This window comes from Anaerocolumna sp. AGMB13020, from assembly GCF_033100115.1.
Taxonomy (GTDB): domain Bacteria; phylum Bacillota; class Clostridia; order Lachnospirales; family Lachnospiraceae; genus Anaerocolumna.
Genome location: NZ_CP136910.1, coordinates 1,373,662 through 1,391,617, shown reverse-complemented (window position 1 = coordinate 1,391,617; position 17,956 = coordinate 1,373,662). Strand labels below are relative to the sequence as shown.

10 protein-coding genes are annotated in these 17,956 nt (G+C 40.1%); all 10 read left to right on the top strand.

From position 1 onward, the window contains the following. Positions 1-208: 208 nt before the first annotated feature. The 10 genes from R2R35_RS05415 (at position 209) to R2R35_RS05370 (ending at position 17,945) form a co-directional block, all read left to right on the top strand. Entirely contained in the window at positions 209-3,370 is a 3,162-nt protein-coding gene (locus tag R2R35_RS05415; protein ID WP_317733487.1) for a type 2 lanthipeptide synthetase LanM family protein, read from the top strand. Positions 3,371-3,504: 134 nt separating this feature from the next. Continuing rightward, positions 3,505-4,305, top strand: a complete 801-nt coding sequence (gene accD, locus R2R35_RS05410; RefSeq protein WP_317733486.1) for an acetyl-CoA carboxylase, carboxyltransferase subunit beta — start codon at positions 3,505-3,507, stop codon at positions 4,303-4,305. 23 nt (positions 4,306-4,328) lie between these two features. Beyond that, complete coding sequence (gene accA / locus R2R35_RS05405; RefSeq protein ID WP_317733485.1) at positions 4,329-5,195, top strand: acetyl-CoA carboxylase carboxyl transferase subunit alpha; 867 nt, start codon at positions 4,329-4,331, stop codon at positions 5,193-5,195. A 65-nt stretch (positions 5,196-5,260) separates the two neighbouring features. Next, positions 5,261-5,740 carry an acetyl-CoA carboxylase biotin carboxyl carrier protein gene (locus tag R2R35_RS05400; protein ID WP_317733484.1) on the top strand — a complete coding sequence of 160 codons (480 nt, stop codon included), beginning with the start codon at positions 5,261-5,263 and terminating at the stop codon, positions 5,738-5,740. Further along, positions 5,740-7,113 carry an acetyl-CoA carboxylase biotin carboxylase subunit gene (locus tag R2R35_RS05395; protein ID WP_317733483.1) on the top strand — a complete coding sequence of 458 codons (1,374 nt, stop codon included), beginning with the start codon at positions 5,740-5,742 and terminating at the stop codon, positions 7,111-7,113. The genes R2R35_RS05400 and R2R35_RS05395 overlap by 1 nt, the downstream gene beginning before the upstream one ends. 232 nt (positions 7,114-7,345) lie before the next feature. Beyond that, positions 7,346-8,116, top strand: a complete 771-nt coding sequence (locus R2R35_RS05390) for a 4'-phosphopantetheinyl transferase family protein (RefSeq protein WP_317733482.1) — start codon at positions 7,346-7,348, stop codon at positions 8,114-8,116. Between the two features lie 20 nt (positions 8,117-8,136). Beyond that, positions 8,137-10,461: an ACP S-malonyltransferase gene (fabD, locus tag R2R35_RS05385; protein ID WP_317733481.1), complete on the top strand. Its 2,325-nt coding sequence runs from the start codon at positions 8,137-8,139 to the stop codon at positions 10,459-10,461. A gap of 16 nt (positions 10,462-10,477) precedes the next feature. Beyond that, a complete protein-coding gene (locus R2R35_RS05380) occupies positions 10,478-10,723 on the top strand; it encodes an acyl carrier protein (RefSeq protein ID WP_317733480.1) in 246 nt (81 codons plus the stop codon). Beyond that, positions 10,723-12,009, top strand: a complete 1,287-nt coding sequence (locus R2R35_RS05375) for a beta-ketoacyl synthase N-terminal-like domain-containing protein (RefSeq protein ID WP_317733479.1) — start codon at positions 10,723-10,725, stop codon at positions 12,007-12,009. Before R2R35_RS05380 ends, R2R35_RS05375 begins: the two co-directional genes overlap by 1 nt. 419 nt (positions 12,010-12,428) lie before the next feature. Further along, a complete protein-coding gene (locus tag R2R35_RS05370; RefSeq protein ID WP_317733478.1) occupies positions 12,429-17,945 on the top strand; it encodes an SDR family NAD(P)-dependent oxidoreductase in 5,517 nt (1,838 codons plus the stop codon). The last annotated feature ends 11 nt before the right edge of the window (positions 17,946-17,956 follow it).

Below are 17,956 nucleotides of genomic sequence, written 5' to 3'. Positions count from 1 at the left end.
CATAGAAAGTAAAAAGTACATGTTGAAAAAGTACAGGGCATAGAAAGTTAAAAGCACATGTTGAAAAAGCACATGGCATAGAAAGTAAAAAGTACATGTTGAAAAAGCACATGGCATAGAAAGTTAAAAGCACATGTCGAAAAAGCATGATATAGAAAGTAAAAAGTACATGTCGAAAAAAGCAAATGGCATAGAAAGTTAAAAGTACATGTCGAAGAAAGTTCATGACAGGGGACAGTATATGAGAAATCTTGAGAAGAGCAGTGTTTTATATGAAAGAAATTATAAGATAAGCCATTTATCCGTAAGCAGTGAGAGTAAAAACTACTGGGAAAAACTACTGGGAAAAGACACCATGAATCATTTATATAAGAAGCCAGGTATTGTTAATCATTTAAATAACGGTGAATTTGAGATCTCTGATGATATATTTCACCCAATCAGGAGGTTAGCATTCCTATTCGAGAGTAATTTATACGCTGGTGAAAACCTTGCTTTCTATGAAGAACATACGGATTTTGCATACTTTTATCAATATTTCCTTAAATTAGCCCAGTACTATTTCCATTTGGAGCTTTCAGCTGATAGCAATAGTAAAAACAGGGATATAACCCGGGATTTTTTAAAGATTATCTATAAAAAAATAAAAGCAATAAGTATTAGAACATTAATTAATGAGATTCATTTTCTGAAAGCAGAGGGATATTTAAAGGGCTGTAATTCAGAGGAGGAATATGAATATTATCAGGAGAATTATCTAAAGGATATAAACTATATCTATGAAATCTGTGAAAACTATCCTGTAATGCTAAGAGGTATTCTGGAAACCATTGTTTCCTTTACAGACTTCCTGACAGGTGTGTTAATTAAGCTTCGGCAGGATAAGAAAGAGCTTATACAGCATATTTTTTACGGAGAGCCATTTGATCGGGTTATATCTTTTGATGCAGATATAGCGGATAATCATCAGAGTTCAAAAACGGTAATAAAGTTTACCTTTGATAATGAAAAAAGTGTAATCTATAAACCTCATTCACTGGCAAACGAAATATTTTATCAGAATTTCGTGAATTGGATATCAGGAGAATGCAGTATACCGGAATTTTCAAGAAGGATGCTGGACAGGGGGAATTACGGCTGGGAAGAAGTAATCCGGCATAAAGGCTGCCTGAATAAGCAGGAAATTAAAAATTACTATACCAGAATGGGAATTAATTTATTTGCAGCTTATCTCTTAAAGACCAGTGACCTGCATTATGAAAATCTGATAGCGTTTGGTGAATTTCCGGTAATTATTGACCTGGAAACCTTAATAGGAACAGAAAGGGAGGCAGAAAATACTGCGGAAGGGCAGGTGAGAAAAGCTTTGAGTGAGTCTGTGTTATACCTTGGTTTATTACCGGTGTATCATTGGGAAGCTGGGGGGAAGGGAGTAGATGTCAGCGGAATCAGTGGAGGTGCAGGTCAGAAAGTACCCTTTAAGATACCTTATATTACAAACAACAAATCCTCTGATATATCCATAGAATATCGATACCCAAGTACTCATGGTGCAAAGAATCTTCCCTCCTTATTGGGAAGTGATATCAAGGAGAGCTTATTTACAGAAGACCTGTTGAGAGGTTTTTGGCTGGCGTACACCGCTTCGCTTGAGAAGAAAGAGGAGCTGAAAGAGCGACTGAAAGAACTGAAACAAACGAAAAGCAGATACTTAGTAAGAGATACCCAGCACTATTCGTCGCTTCTTACGGCATCCTATCATCCTGATTTCCTGATGGATGGCAGCGACAGGAATATGTTGTTCTACCAGCTCTATGAAACCTGTCCTTACAAGGTTCAACATAGAAATAAAATAGTCGAAGCGGAAGTCAGAGAATTAATGAAAGGAGATATACCACAGTTTTTTATGGAAGCTGATGGGAAAGCCTTCATTTTTTCCGACGGAACCAGATTGGAAAACTTCTTTCATAAGACTGCTTACAGCAGTTTGTGTGAACGAATAGATAACTTAAGCTATTCGGACATGGAAAAACAGGAGGTTTTTATACGGATAACCATGGACCAGAATACCATAAATATGAACATGAGGTTTGGCACAAGCAGTTTCCAGAGGCAATCGAAGCAAAGAAAGGAGCTTATGAAAGAAACCATAATTGACAGTAGGCTTATAGCTCAGGCAGCTGAAAAACTAGGTGACCGGTTGGTGTCACAGGCAATTTTTAACGAAGCTTTTACAGAAGTGAACTGGACAGGAATATTCCATACGGGAACTGGGGTAAATAATAAGTTTTTCAAACCGCTGAATCCTTATCTCTATGATGGGATTGCAGGTGTTGCAATTTTTATGAATTTATTAAATACCATTAGAAGAAAGTCTTCGTATACCAGGTTGTGTGAAATAGTAGAGCAAACCCTCTTTGCCTATACGGATAGGAATCTGGAGGCAAGAGCTACAGTGAATAAAGAAAAGGGAATAGGTGCCTTTACAGGGGAAGCCTCTCTTGTCTACACTTATCAGACCTTGTATAAAGTCACAGGAGATTTAAGATATCTGAATTATGCAAAAAAACAGGTTTGGATACTTGCAGGGTTAATTGAGAAGGACAAAGACTTTGATCTTCTCAATGGAAATGCAGGGGTAATCATTGTCCTTTGCAATCTCTATGAATTGACCCAGGAAGAGGAATACCTGGCAACTGCAAGGAAAGCAGCTGATATTCTGAGAAAGAATGCCGTTCGTATGCCCCGCGGAGCTGGTATTCTGCTAAGCACCTGTGAGGTTCCCTTGGGAGGGCTTTCTCACGGTAACAGCGGAATCTGCCTTGCTTTAGCCCTTTTGTCAAAAACAGCCAATACTACGGAATATTATGGCTTTATAAATGAGTTGTTAAACTATGAGGAAAGTTTATACGATTCAGAGCGGAATAACTGGTCGGATTTGCGGGATGGGAAGAAGAAAGAAAGCTCTGTTTCCTGGTGTCATGGGTCAGGGGGGATTCTATTAAGCCGGATGGGACTCCTTAATACCCTGGGTAATGAATTTTCAGAAAGACTTACCAGGGATATCGACAGGGCGTTAAAGAATATTTCTGACAATCCTTTACGAGCCAGCTATTGCTTATGTCATGGCAATTGTGGAAATATCCATATTGCAAATTCCTATGCCAGATATAGCGGAAACAAAGACATCCTGGAAGGTTATAACGATTGTATGGCAAGCCTGGTAACAGGAATATTAAATGACAGTTCTGACATTACCTTATCCGAATACTACCATCCCGGTTTTATGACTGGAACAGCAGGCATTGGTTACAGTCTGCTTGGTTATTTAAGGGAGGAGATACCAAATATATTAACACTTTCCCAATAACTTCTTATGCCCATAATTTGAGCGTTTACGGACAGAATGTTTCATTGATTTTCTTTTATGCTACCATACCATTAACTATAAGAAAGAATAGTATCAGGGTGTCGTTCGAAAAAACAGATTGGAGGTAGAGAGAAGTGGAGGAGATTGCCTTTCGAAAATGCAGCAGGTGTGGATATGTTCATGAGAATACAAGGTTTAAGAGGGAGCATTACATATGTAATAAATGCGGTACATACAATACCATGACTTTTTCAGACAGACTCGATGCCATTGTTGATGGAGGAACCTTTGAAGAATTAAATGAAGAAATGGCTTTTCAGGATCCCATAATATTCCCGGGCTATGAAGAAAAATATGAAAAAGCGGCAGAAATAACCGGCTTAAAGGAAGCTATCATAACCGGTTATGGAGAAATTAACGGAATAGGCACCATGATTGGAATTATGGATTCTAGATTTATTATGGCAAGTATGGGAATTACTGTTGGTACGAAAATAACCTGTATGTTTGAAGAAGCGCAAAAACGTAAGCTTCCGGTCATAATATTTTCAACTTCAGGAGGTGCCAGGATGCAGGAAGGAATCTATTCTCTTATGCAGATGGCAAAGACAGCAGCTGCAGTACAGGAATTCAGTGAAGCTGGCGGTTACTATATCAGTGTCCTTACCAATCCCACAACAGGGGGAGTAAGTGCCAGTTTTGCTTTTTTAGGAGATACTATTCTGGCAGAACCCAATGCTTTAATCGGTTTTGCAGGGAAGAGGGTAATTGAACAGACCATTAAGGAACTATTACCGGAGGGGTTTCAAACTTCGGAATATCTGCTGGAGCATGGATTTCTGGATGCTATTGTCCCCAGAGAAGGTTTAAAAGCCTTATTGTTCCGGCTGTTAAAATACCATACAGTGCCAAAGACGGATGCCTGTGCTTATTAATATAAAATTAAGGAGGGAACGTGGTGAGTAATCAAATACATAATCTGGACAGCGAAGGGACAACAACCAGGCAGGAAAACAGTACCTGGAATAATATCCTCAGTATAAGAAGTGAAAAACGGTTTAAGAGCATGGAATTGGCCAATAACGTCTTCACGGATTTTATTGAACTGCACGGAGACAGATATTATGGAGATGACAGGGCGATTGTTGGCGGTCTGGCATATCTAAGCAATATCCCGGTTACCGTCATATGCCAGTACAAGGGAAAAGACTTGGCAGACAGTAAATTACGGCAATATGGCATGCCGCTGCCGGAGGGGTACCGAAAGGCCTTAAGGCTTATGAAGCAGGCGGAAAAATTTAATCGGCCCATCATATGCTTTATTGATACACCAGGTGCATTTCCCGGTATAAATGCGGAAGAAAGAGGACAAGCAGAAGCAATTGCAAGGAACTTATTTGAAATGTCAGCCCTTGGTGTCCCGGTAATATCCGTAGTCATTAGTGAAGGAGGCAGCGGTGGAGCTCTGGCCCTTGGAGTGGCTAATAAAGTATTTATGCTGGAGAAGGCAATCTACTCGGTAGTATCACCGGAGGGCTGTGCAAGTATTTTATGGAGAGACTCCAAAAAGGCAAGTCTGGCCTCGGAACATCTGAAGCTGACAGCCGGCGATATCTATGAGGCAGGAATAATTGACCGGGTAATCAGCGAAAAGGGAACCTTTGAGCAGCTGTGTGAAAGACTTAGAAGCATCCTGCAGAAAGAAATTATACAATTGCAAAAACTCTCAGGAATGGAACTGAAGGAAGCCCGCAGAAATAAATTCCGTGAAATCGGCAATATAAGAAAATTGAAAGAGGATGTTCTAAGACGCGTTGATGCATAGCTATAAAATAAAGGAAGGGGAAAATAATATTAACGTATTATGTATAATGTATGAATGGTGAAAATTTGATAAGTATTTTAGAAATCTGTGAAAAGTCAGAACTGAACTATTTTAAGTACTCCATGAATGGGGAGGAATTATCCTTTCAAAAAGGCGTCCTAAAGGAAAGTGATGTTAAATATGAATCACAAAGTGTAGCAACCAAAGAAAGTATTGACATAGAAAAGCTGGTACAGGAAAACACAGATATCCTTGCTCTGGATAAAAAGCCTGGGCGTCATGCAGCTGGTAGCTCAGGCAGTATGGAAGGAACGGAATACGTTATTGTTAAATCAAATTTTGTTGGAGCTTTTTCCGTAGCGGACAGTCTTAAGGGTGGAAAAAAGGAAGTAAACAAAGGCAGTGTGTTAGGAGTGATAGAGGCAATGAAAGTATATAACGATGTAATAGCACCGGTTGACGGTATCGTTGAGGAAATCATGGCAGCCGATGGGAGTCTGGTGGAATGCGATCAGGAATTACTTTCTATTAAGGTGAGTGGATGATGGGGAAATATAATAAGGTGTTGGTTGCAAACAGGGGAGAAATTGCAGTAAGAATAATTAAGGCTCTCAGAGAACTTGGAATCCGTACGGTAGCCGTATATTCCAATGTTGATAAGGATTCCCCCCACTTAAGAATCGCCGATGAAAAGGTCTGTATCGGCGATGCCAGGGACTCTTATCTGAATGTATACAAAATCCTGTCCGTGGCAACAAAATACAATGTGGATGCAATACATCCGGGAATTGGATTTATGGCTGAATCCGGTGAATTTGCCAGACTGTGTGAGCAATACAAGATAGGATTTATTGGACCGTCCAGTGAATTGATAGATGCCATTGGAAATAAGAGTAATGCAAAGCTGATAGCCAAAGAGTGTCAGGTTCCTGTTATAGAAGGTGCCACTGCACCTGTTAACAGTTATCACGAATGTGAAGAATTAGGTGAGCTTATAGGTTTTCCGGTTTTGTTAAAAGCAACCCACGGAGGCGGCGGAAAAGGTATCCGAATCGTGAAGGAGAAGGAAAAGCTGAAAGATAATTATAATCTTTGCAAAATAGAAGCGAAGGCTGCCTTTAATAACAATGAACTGCTTCTGGAGAAAGCAATACTGGGTTTCAAGCATTTTGAAGTTCAGATATTGGGTGATACCTACGGAAATGTCATTCATTTAGGTGACAGGGAATGTACGGTCCAAAGGGCAAACCAGAAAGTAATTGAAGAAGCAAGGTGCGTAAACATTGCCGAAGAGGTAAGACAGAAGATCTATGCAGATGCCTTAAAAATCGCAAAACACATTAAGTATGCAGGACCTGGCACAATTGAATTCTTAGTGCTTTCAAACGGAGAGTATTATTTCCTGGAGATGAATACCAGGCTTCAGGTGGAGCATACCATCACGGAAATGGTTACGGGAATTGATATTGTAAAGGAGCAGATACGGGTATTTGAAGGAGAGAGCCTGAGTGTAACCCAGGAGGATATCAAGTTTGACGGATATGCCCTGCAATGCAGAATTCTGGCTGAAGATACACTAAAAGGCGGAATTCCCTCCCTTGGTAAGCTTACGAAATGGAATATGCCCGGTGGTTTCAATGTCCGGGTGGACAGTGGATACGGCTGCGGATGTACGGTGTCACCGTATTATGATTCTATGATTGCCAAAGTATGCTGTAAGGCCCCGGATAAAGCCCAGGCTGTTAAAAAAATGTACATATGTCTGGAGGAAATGAACATAGAAGGAATAAATACCAATGTGGATTTCTTAAAGTTCCTTCTTGGTAAACCTGAATTTCTGGAAGGCGATTACACAGAAGTATTCATGAGTAAAATACTGGAGGAGTATCAGTATGCTCTTATGAATTCTGCAATTTAAGCCATATTACTTACCAATAAAGGACATTTTTATTATGGGGTTCTAAAAGTGCTATATTATTATCAAATGCTATGAAAAAGAGATGAAAAGTATCAATCTATGTTTCGGCTAGTTGATGGTATCGTCTTTGTATAAGAAGGATGCGGATATTTTAAGATATCCATGGCGAAGCTATGCCTTTTACCAAAAGGCATAGCTGCCAGGGGTCATAAAAACAATTGGGAAGCAATCCTTGAAAGAGGGTTGTTTTTATTTTAGCCGGGAGGTGAGAACTATCAATGGGAAGAAAGATTTTTCTGGTAATTATTTTCTGGAAGGAAAAGCTCAGGACCGCAGCTATGAGGTTGTGCTGAATCTTACATACATGGCTGAAAATAAAAGCCATCAGCTTATTCCATTTTTAACTACCGAAGAACAGGATTATATTAAATTCATCAAAAGTGATAAAAGGCTTAAAAGTTATCTATACGGAAGGTATTCATTAAAAAAAGCAGTTTCTGAGTACAGCAAAGAGGTACAGCTAAAAAATATTAATATTAAGAATGGTATTTTCGGGCAACCGGTAATTGAACTGGAAGCTTTCAGAAGTCCGGGAGGAAGTCTTTCTCATTGTGAAACCTGTGCGGCCTCCCTGGTGTTTGATGAAACGCTTATTATGGGAATTGACATAGAGGAAGTAAATCGGAATGTGAAAAAAGCATTGGAAAATAATATTACAGCCCATGAAGCGTCTCTGATAAAAAATCTGGCAATGCAGGAAGCCTTAGCTTTTGTTATCTTATGGACAGCCAAGGAAGCTCTGGCTAAATGCCTGAAGACCGGATTAACGGTTCCGCTGGAATTATATGAAGTGGAGAAAATCGAGAATAAAGAGAAGTATTTTAAGCTTAGCTTTACCCATTTTATGCAATATTCGGCTTACGCCTTTGTTTTTGATACTTACGTCTGTTCCATAACCTATCCAAAGCTAATAGAGCTATCCTTAGAGATTACAAATATATAAGATAAGAAAGAAGGTAAAATATGAAGGCATATGTATTTCCAGGTCAAGGCGCTCAATATAAGGGTATGGGAAAAGAATTATTTGAAGAATTCCCGGAACTTGTATCCGGTGCGGATAAAATATTAGGTTATTCCATAAAGGAGCTGTGCTTGGAGGACCCGGAGTCAAAATTGGGTTTTACAGAATATACACAGCCGGCATTGTATACGGTAAATGCTCTAACCTATCTTAAGAAATGCAAGGAGGCGGAGGAAAACCCTGATTTTGTAGCCGGGCATAGCCTGGGGGAATACAATGCCCTCCATGCAGCAGGAGCTTTTGACTTTGAGACCGGCTTAAAGCTCGTGAAAAAAAGAGGGGAATTAATGGGGCAGGCAAGTGGCGGAGGAATGGCAGCCATTATCGGTCTGAAAGAAAATGAAATATCCCATATATTACAAACAGAAGGTCTAAGCGAAATCGATATTGCAAATTACAATTGTCCTTCCCAAATCGTGATTTCAGGCCCCAAAGAAGCTATTCTTCAGGCAAAAAATGTTTTTGAGAATTACACAGGGGTTAAATTGTTCTCGATACTAAATGTCAGCGGAGCTTTTCATTCCAGGTATATGAAAGGGTCAAGTGAACTGTTTGAACAGTTCCTGGCAGAGTTTAGCTTCAAAGAAATGAGTATACCGGTAATATCCAATGTATCTGCCAGACCTTATAAACAAAAAGAAATGAAAGATAATTTAGTAAAGCAGATAACACATTCGGTTCGGTGGACAGATACGATCCGGCTGCTGCTGGGGTTAGGTGAGATAACATTTGAAGAAATCGGAATCGGCAGAACCCTTACCGGACTTATAAGGCATATAAGGACAGAAGCAGAGCCATTTAAGATGGAGCAGGAGGAGTACAAGGAATATTTTGGGCAGAAGGTGACAGAAGATACTGACGGGGAAAATAGCAAGGAAAGGTCTGTTGCAGACAAGGATAACGGTGAAAACAAGTATGCAACAGACATTACCTATGATTCTTTAGGCAGCGAAGAGTTTAAGAAAGATTACAATCTTCGTTATGCATATATTACCGGTGCTATGTATCGAGGTGTTTCCTCAAAAGATATGGTGGTAAGAATGGGAAAAGCCGGTATGTTAGGATTCCTGGGTACCGGTGGTTTATCACTGGAGGAGATTGAGGCTTCCATAAAATACATCCAGGAAAAATTAAATCAAGGACAGGCTTATGGCATGAACTTTCTCTATGATCCCAATAATCCGGAAAAAGAAGAAAAGATCATCGATTTGTATTTTAGATATCAGGTGAAGGTAATTGAAGCTTCAGCTTTTATGGGAGTTACGCCTGCTCTTGTACGATACAAAGCGAAAGGCCTGTTAAGAAATGAAAAGGGAGATATTAAGAGTACCAATAAGATTATTGCAAAGATATCAAGGCCAGAAGTAGCAGAGGCTTTTATGAGCCCGGCTCCGGCCAGAATTATCGATCGGCTATTAAGCGAAGGAAAGATCACTGCTTCAGAGGCGGAAATGCTTCAAAGCGTACCAGTTGCCAATGACCTGTGCGTGGAGGCGGATTCGGGTGGGCATACGGACTGCGGAGTAACCTATACCCTCCTTCCTGCCATCCTAAAACTCAGAAATGATATGATGGAAAAATTCTGCTATAAAAGAAAAATCCACATTGGAGCAGCCGGAGGAATCGGAACCCCGGAGGCAGCCGGTGCTTCCTTTATCCTGGGTGCGGATTTTATTGTTACCGGCTCCATTAATCAATGTACGGTGGAAGCAGGCACCAGTGATGCGGTAAAGGAGTTGTTGCAGCAGATGAATGTGCAGGATACGGACTATGCTCCTGCGGGGGATATGTTTGAATTCGGAGCGAAGGTACAGGTACTTAAAAAAGGCCTTTTTTTCCCTGCAAGAGCCAATAAGCTCTATGATTTATACCGTCAGTTCAATTCCATTGATGAAATTGATAGTAAAACCAGGGACCAGATACAGGACAGATATTTTAAGCGCAGCTTCGACAGCATCTATGAGGAATTGAAAAACTATTATTCACCGGAAGAAATAAAGAAAGCAGAAAAAAATCCCAAGAATAAAATGGCAATGATTTTTAAATGGTATTTTCATTACAGTACAAAAAGTGCTCTGACCGGAGATGCTGATTCGAAAGTAGATTACCAGGTACACTGCGGACCTGCCCTGGGAGCTTTTAATCAATGGATTAAGGGAACCAAATACGAGCCCTGGAAGAACCGTCATGTGGACGAAATCGCTTTACTGATGTTGGGAGAAACTGCAACCTTCTTAAACAACCGCTTTCGATTATTGAAAGCATAAAATAAGGGAGAATCATATGGATAAGAGCGAAATTTTTATAATAATGAAAGAAATAATAGCTGAAATATTGCCGGAGGTTTACCCCGGTCAAATTACTCCGGAAGACAGTTTAAGAGAGCTTGGAGCAAATTCGGTAGACCGGATGGATATTATTATCGAACTGATGGAAAGACTGGGGGTAAAAATTCCGCTTGTGGAATTCGGACAGCTTAAGAATATCCAGGGAATTGTTGATCTGGTATATTCAAAAAAAGTGTCATGATGCCGGGAGGGGATAAAACTGTCTATGTAACCGGTATGGGAGTAGTGAATGCCATTGCAGACTCAATCCCTGATTTTGAACAGGGCTTAAGAAACGGGCGCCAGAGCTTTCGGTATCTTGAGGGGAAAACGGTTAATAATGCAAGAGTCATAGGAGCTGATATTAGCTCCTTTTCTTTTGACAAAAGAATGGATTCCTATGGAGGTTCAGAAAGAGTACCCGAAGCTTTCATTGATAGAGCCAGAAAAACTGCCCGCAGAGCTTCGATTACCGTGAAAGCCGCATTAGCCTGTGTTTTGGAGGCTTATTGTCAGGCAGACCTTTTCAATAGAACTATTCCCGGTGACAGAATTGCAATTATCGTGACGGGCAGCAATCTTACAAGCGGTATCAGGGAGGGGTATTTCGACAAGTTTCAAAAAGATCCGGAATACCTGACACCCCAATATGCCCTGCAATTTATGGATACGGATCATGTCGGTACCTTAAGTGAGATATTTGGCATCCAGGGTGAGGGCTTTACGGTAGGAGGTGCCTCAGCCAGTGGGAATGCAGGTATTATTAAGGCCTGGCAATTGCTGCAGCTGGGACTTGCGGAGGCTTGTGTGGTAGTGGGGGCATTAACGGAGTTGACCAATATGGAGCTTCAAGGCTTTTATAATATAGGAGCCTTGGGCGGACGAAAGTATTACGGCGAGCCTGATAAGGCCTGCCGTCCATTTGATGAAGAACATGAAGGATTTCTCTATGGGCAGGCTTCCGGCTGCTTGATTTTAGAATCAGAAAGATCGGCAGCTCAAAGAGCTGTACGACCTCTTGCCGAAATTCTTGGAGGTGTGATAAACCTTGATGGTAACAGGTCCAGCAATCCAAGTCTGGCCGGTGAAATAAAAGCAATGGCAAGGACCCTGGAGACAGCGGGAATTAAGCCAGAGGAAGTGGATTATATCAATGCGCACGGAAGCTCCTCCCCTCTGGGAGATGATACGGAATTAGAGGCGATTAAAGGAGTTTATAAAGAGAATACTTCCAGGATAGTTATCAACTCTACAAAAGGGTTAACCGGTCACTGTTTATTTTCAGCCGGAGTTGTGGAAGCTATTGCTGTTATTCTTCAAATGAACTTCGGTTTTATTCACCCAAATGCTAATTTGGAGAAGCCCAGCTGCCAGGAGTTCTTATTTGCAGGAAAAATAGCGGTGCCAGCTTCTATAAGGGTGGCTATGAGTAATTCTTTTGGTTTTGGGGGGATTAATACGAGTATCTTAATAAAGGGTGTGAGATGAAACTTCAAAAGGAAGTTTTTCGCAAGGGGACGGCAATGTGCGCAAAACCGAAAGACTCATACTTCAATTTCAAGGTATAAGAAGTCCTGGTTCTATGAATATTTTGTGCTTGACATCTTATAAACCAGATAACTCGCTGCGCTCAAACAATCTGCTTTATAAGATAGCACAAAATTTTCATAGAAAGGACTTCTAATACCTTTCAATAGGCGTATTCGTTCTTTCGGTTTTGCGCAAATTGCCTGATACGTTTAATGAAAGAATCATGATATAAAAAGCTATAGTGAGTTTATAGAATGCTTGTGCCGTGCTGGATGGGGACAAGCATTTTTTAAATTATTTCATAGGTTTGTAAGGCTAGTCATTGTAACTGTTTAGAATACAAACGGTTTTAAGTTATATCGGTAAGGAGGGAAGTCATGATAGAAAATCAATCAGATAACATGAATATTCTTGAGGTTAGAACTTCAGATATTGCAATAATAGGTATGGCTTGCCGCTTTCCAGAGGCTGATAATTACAATGAATTTTGGAGTCACCTGGAAAAGGGTGATAACTTAATCAAAGAAATTGATGAAAAGCGGTGGGATACCAAACAATATTATTCTTCTCTTATGGAAGCGGATAAAAGCATTAGTAAATGGTGTGGAAGAGTGGAGCGGATGGAATATTTTGATAATCATTTTTTTAAGATATCACCCCGTGAGGCCCTTGTAATGGACCCCCATCAGAGACAACTGTTGGAAATAGCCTGGCAATGTATAGAAGATGCCGGTTTAAATAGAAAGCAGCTGCAAAAAGGCAAGACTGCTGTTTACATGAATGCTTCCCATAACGATTATGGACTCAGGGCATATGCGGTTGACAGAGAAGTTGACAGCTATACGAATTTAGGAAATTATCAATGTATTTCTGCAAACAGAATCTCTTATGCCTTTGGGCTGACGGGGCAAAGTTTGTCGGTAGAGGCTGCCTGTGCAGCTTCTTTAGTAGCCGTTAACGAAGGGGTAAGAGCATTAAAGAGCCGTGAATGTGATTATGTTCTGGTAGGAAGTGCCAATTATATTCTTCACCAGGGACGTTATATTTCTTATTCAAAAGCAAGGATGCTAAGTCCGGAGGGGCAATGTAAGACCTTTGATGCCAATGCGGATGGTTATGTTCCGGGAGAGGGAGCAGGCGTCTTACTTTTGCAGCGTTTGGAGGATGCCGTTGCAGAGAGAAACCATATCCATGCTGTAATCAAGGCTGCCAAAGCAAGTCATATCGGTGAGCATATTTCCATCACTGCCCCTAAGGTAAGCGAACAGGAGAAATTGATCTTATCGGCATACGCAGAAGCCGGGTTTACCCCGGAGACCGTAAGTTATGTGGAAGCTCACGGTACCGGAACCCCCCTGGGAGACCCCATTGAAGTGGAGGGGCTGACCAGAGCCTTCAGAGAATACACAAAGGCCTCCGGTTATTGCAAAATCGGATCTGTTAAAACCAACATCGGTCACCTGGAAGGGACTTCAGGACTTGCAGGTTTGATCAAGACGGTTCTTATGATGAAGAATCATAAAATAGCTAAGACGTTAAATATCAAACAACTGAATCCTATTATAAATTTTAAGGCAACACCTTTTATTCCGGCAGATAACTTAAGTGATTGGAAACGATTGGAGGAAACCATACCTCTGCGGGCAGGTATAAGCTCCTATGGCTTTGGCGGTGCCGGCTGTCACGTTCTGCTGGAAGAATATCAGCCAGAAAAAAAGGCAGAAGCTTCTGGAAATATCAATGTATTTTTATTATCAGCAAAAAGTTCAAAAAGCCTTGCAATGCTTCTAGACAGCTGGAGAAACTTTGTTACCACCCGGGAATTTCAGGCTTTAAGCTTTCATGATATTCTTGGCACGGCAATGGCAAGCCGCTCTGGTTTCCGGTTTCGGTATGGGATTAAGGCTGAGAATAAAGAAGAACTTATAAGAAGTTTAAAGGATGCGGCCATACTTCCAAAGAAAGCAAGCTATGATAATTGGTTATTGTACCTCTGTGATCTGAAGCTGACAGGGTTTGGTGATTTTAAAAAGCTATATGAAACACAATCAATTTTTCGCGTTTGCCTGGAAGGCTTTCGAAAATGTATGAAAGCCGGGGAGTGGAATGGCCTGCTTAAGAGAAGCTGGAAAGAGGCTGATAAAAAGCTGTATTCCTTTATGGTAACCTATTCCATTGCAGTTGCTTTGCAAGAGCTGGGGATTCCTTTTACTTCCATTGCTTCTAGCGGTATGGGATCTTGGGCTGCTCTTGGAATAAGCGGAATCTTAGAACCTAATGATATCCTCCATTATCTTATGGGAAAAAGGGAAAGTAACAGCTTATGCTTTCACAGACCCACTATCACTTTTCTTGATTACACAGGGGATATTGGTAATAAAGTAAATAAGATTATGCCGTATCAGATCACAGGAATGAATATAAAAAAACTGTTGGAGGGTATAAAGCTTGAATTTACTGATTTTATAGAATATCAGCAAAAAGCAGGAATCTTGTATCATAGTGTTCCTTCTTTTCGCAAGCTGTTAGAGGAATGGAATAATCCGTTAGCACAAGCCGGTATGAGTATAAAAGAACTTTTATTTTCAAAGTATACCGATTTTCAAGGTTCAAAAGAGCAATTACTGACGATTGTTCTTCTTAGCAGCTCTCTCAGAAGATTAAACCAGAAATGGGATTTAAGGATGGAAGAGCTTAATTGCACCTCTCAATTCACAGAGCTTCTTACTTTTGTTGAAGATAATCTTATTAGTAAAGAGGAGCTTGTTCAGTTATTTGGAAGCGAAACACCGGATTACGAAGCAATTGCAGGTAATATCAGTGAGAGACTTCAAGGTGCTGGGAAAAAATATAAATTTACAGAAGTAACCAATCATGAACTGACTGAAATCAAGGATTATGAAACTTGGCTGAATCTTTTAGAGACCTCTGAAACTACCTATGAGAAAGAAACGGAAGAGAAGGTGGAAACTATTCTTGTCAGACGTAATGCAACAAAAGAGTTACTGAATCAGAAAACAGTAAAAGAACCAGAAGAACTGAGTGGGATGCTTACAGATCTGGTACTTAAAGCCTGGCTTCGGGGAGCTGATATTAATTGGGAGAAAGTTGTTCCGGAAGAATTATATTATAAAGTTCCGTTACCAGTATATGAATTTGATCAGAGTCCATTTTTATTACCCATAAATGGAAATAAGCTAAAGCTTGAAAAAACAGAGCCTTTAAGAGTGAAAGCTCCAGATTTTGAAATGAAAGACAGGAGAGTACCGGAAATTAAAACCTCTGAGATGTCAGCAGCAGTTCAGGAATTAAAAATATCAGATTTGCAAATAGCAACAGGAGAAGAAACAAAAAATCAAACAAAAGATCAAATAAAAGATCAAACAAAAGATCAAGCAGAGGCAGAAGTATTATTACAAAGGAAAGCGCAAACAAAATCTCAGCCAGTACAGGCCAAAGAGAATGGAAAAGAGCAAAAGGAAAAGCGGGATAAGGCAGCTTTCTATTTCAATACAGAAGATACCATAATCAGAGATCACATAATAACCGGCGTAAATCTTATCCCTGGAGCTTTAATGCTCGAACTCCTGGCAGATGAGCTTATCCCCGAAAATCAGAAATCTGTCATAACCTTTCGAAATGTATATTTTATGAAACCAGGTATTGTTATGAATAAGACGTCAGTAATCCCCCAGTTAGAGAATAACCGGTTTCGGCTTGCAGCTGAACAGGAAATATTGTCCAAAGGAGAATATTGTGAGATAGAATATGTACCACAGATACCGGTTAATATGTCATCTATTAATACCTATCCACAAATAAATTTTGAGGGACTATACCGTTTTTTATTCTCCATGGGGTACCAATACGGAGAGAGCTTACGAGTTATTCAGAAGATTTGGAAGATAAACAATGGTTATTTTATAAGGTTAGAAGAACAGAAAGGGAGGAAAAGCAGGCACCTAAGTGCAGAACTTTTAGATGGAGTAATACAATCTGTATTGGCAGTAGAATATGTGGAAGGAAATTTAAACCTAAAAAATACTATCTGCATTCCTTTTAAAATATCAGAAATAACCATAATGGGAGAGCTGAAAGGAACCTGTTACGCTGCAATTGATAAAGCGGATATGCAGAAACAAGACGGAAATATCCTCGCTTCTTTTGAAGTATTTAATGAGGAGGGAATACCAGTAATTTCGATGAAGGGCCTCTGCTTAAAAGCCTGTCCAAAAGATTTTTTGCAAAAAGCAGTCAACCTGAATAAGAAAGATGAAGCATTCTTATATCATTACAAACCAATCTGGGTAAAAGAAACGCTGAAAAATGATGCTGGAGAAACGGGAATTAATAACAAATGTGCCGTAATCTTCGCTAAGGATGAGATGATTTATAAAACTGTTGAAAGTGTAAAAAGGGAAAAGGCCGGAAGTCGTGTGAATGGATTGATTTCTGATAATGGAAGAACGAATGGATTTGACGTAATAGCTGGAATATTAGAGAAAAGTTATGAAAAGGTGTATATCGTTCTAAAAGGTAGTTGCTTTAAGGAACAGGATAAGATTTATAACATGAATACCAAGCAGCAGAGTGATTATATTGCCTTATTGGAAGCCCTAAAAAATCATTCGAATGATAATATGCAATACGATATGTACTATTTATGGGCAAACCAAACGGAGGGAATTATAGAGAATAATGCATCTTCCAATAAGTTAGAGGAAATGGAAGAAGAGCATGTGCAAGCAATATTTTACTTGCTCCATACCCTGGTAAATATAAAAATCGGTAAAGTGACCAACCTGGTAATTGGAGTAACAGACAGCAGGATTGTTGTTGACAAGGACAAAGGAATTAATTTTATCTACGGTGGCCTTGAAGCCCTGATACGGTCAATCAGGCAGGAAACGCCAAGAGTATCTGTTACCATCATTGATTTTGAGGCAGGAGCCAAATACCAAAAAATAGAATCCAATTACCAGAAAACAGAACTCGACATGCTATATGATATGTTCATGGAACAAAAAAACAAGCAAAAAGACAGTATGGTAGCCTATCGGGGAGAAGACAGATATGTTAGAGGTCTCGTAGAAGCAGCTGATATAAAAAGACCAAACCTTTCTCTTTTGGAAGACGGGGATACCTATCTGATAATCGGAGGTTTAGGGGGAATCGGCAGTAAGCTGGTTCAGCAGATTTGTGAGCTGGTAAAAGCCAATATTCTGATTGTTGGTTCCTCCGCCCTTGATTCAGTGAAAAAGAAACAGCTAATCGCCTTAAACCATAATAAGACAAGGGCCTGCGTTGACTATTATGAGTGTAATATAACAAACAAAAGGGAAGCCGAAGCACTGATAAATAAAATAAAAGAGAAATATTTAAATATCCAGGGCGTTATCCATTGTGGAGGAATAAATCATGACAGACTTCTGCTCAGTAAAGAGTGGGAGGATTTTAAAGAGGTATTAAGGCCAAAGACCATAGGGACCTCTATCCTGAATGAAGTTACGGCGAAGGAACCATTGAAGTTTTTCGCGGCATTCTCTTCTGTCGTTTCCATCACCGGAAATGTGGGACAGTCCGATTACGCCTATGCCAATGGCGTCCTTGATGCTTTTATGGATTATCGCAGGCATAATTCCTGCCCAGGCAGGAGTATCAGCATTAATTGGACATTATGGGAAAATACCGGAATGGGTAAAGACAGCGCTGCCATTCAGAATTTTGAAAACAAGACAGGTTTGATTACACCAGAGGCTGGTACCAAGGATTTCGTAAACATAATAACCAGCGAAGTAAATCAGGTAATCGTAGTGGCTGATAAGGAAAAATTCGAAAGTTTCCTGTCTAAGAATCATATCAACTGTTATACAAACAACATGGAACAGATGTAAATCATAAGAAG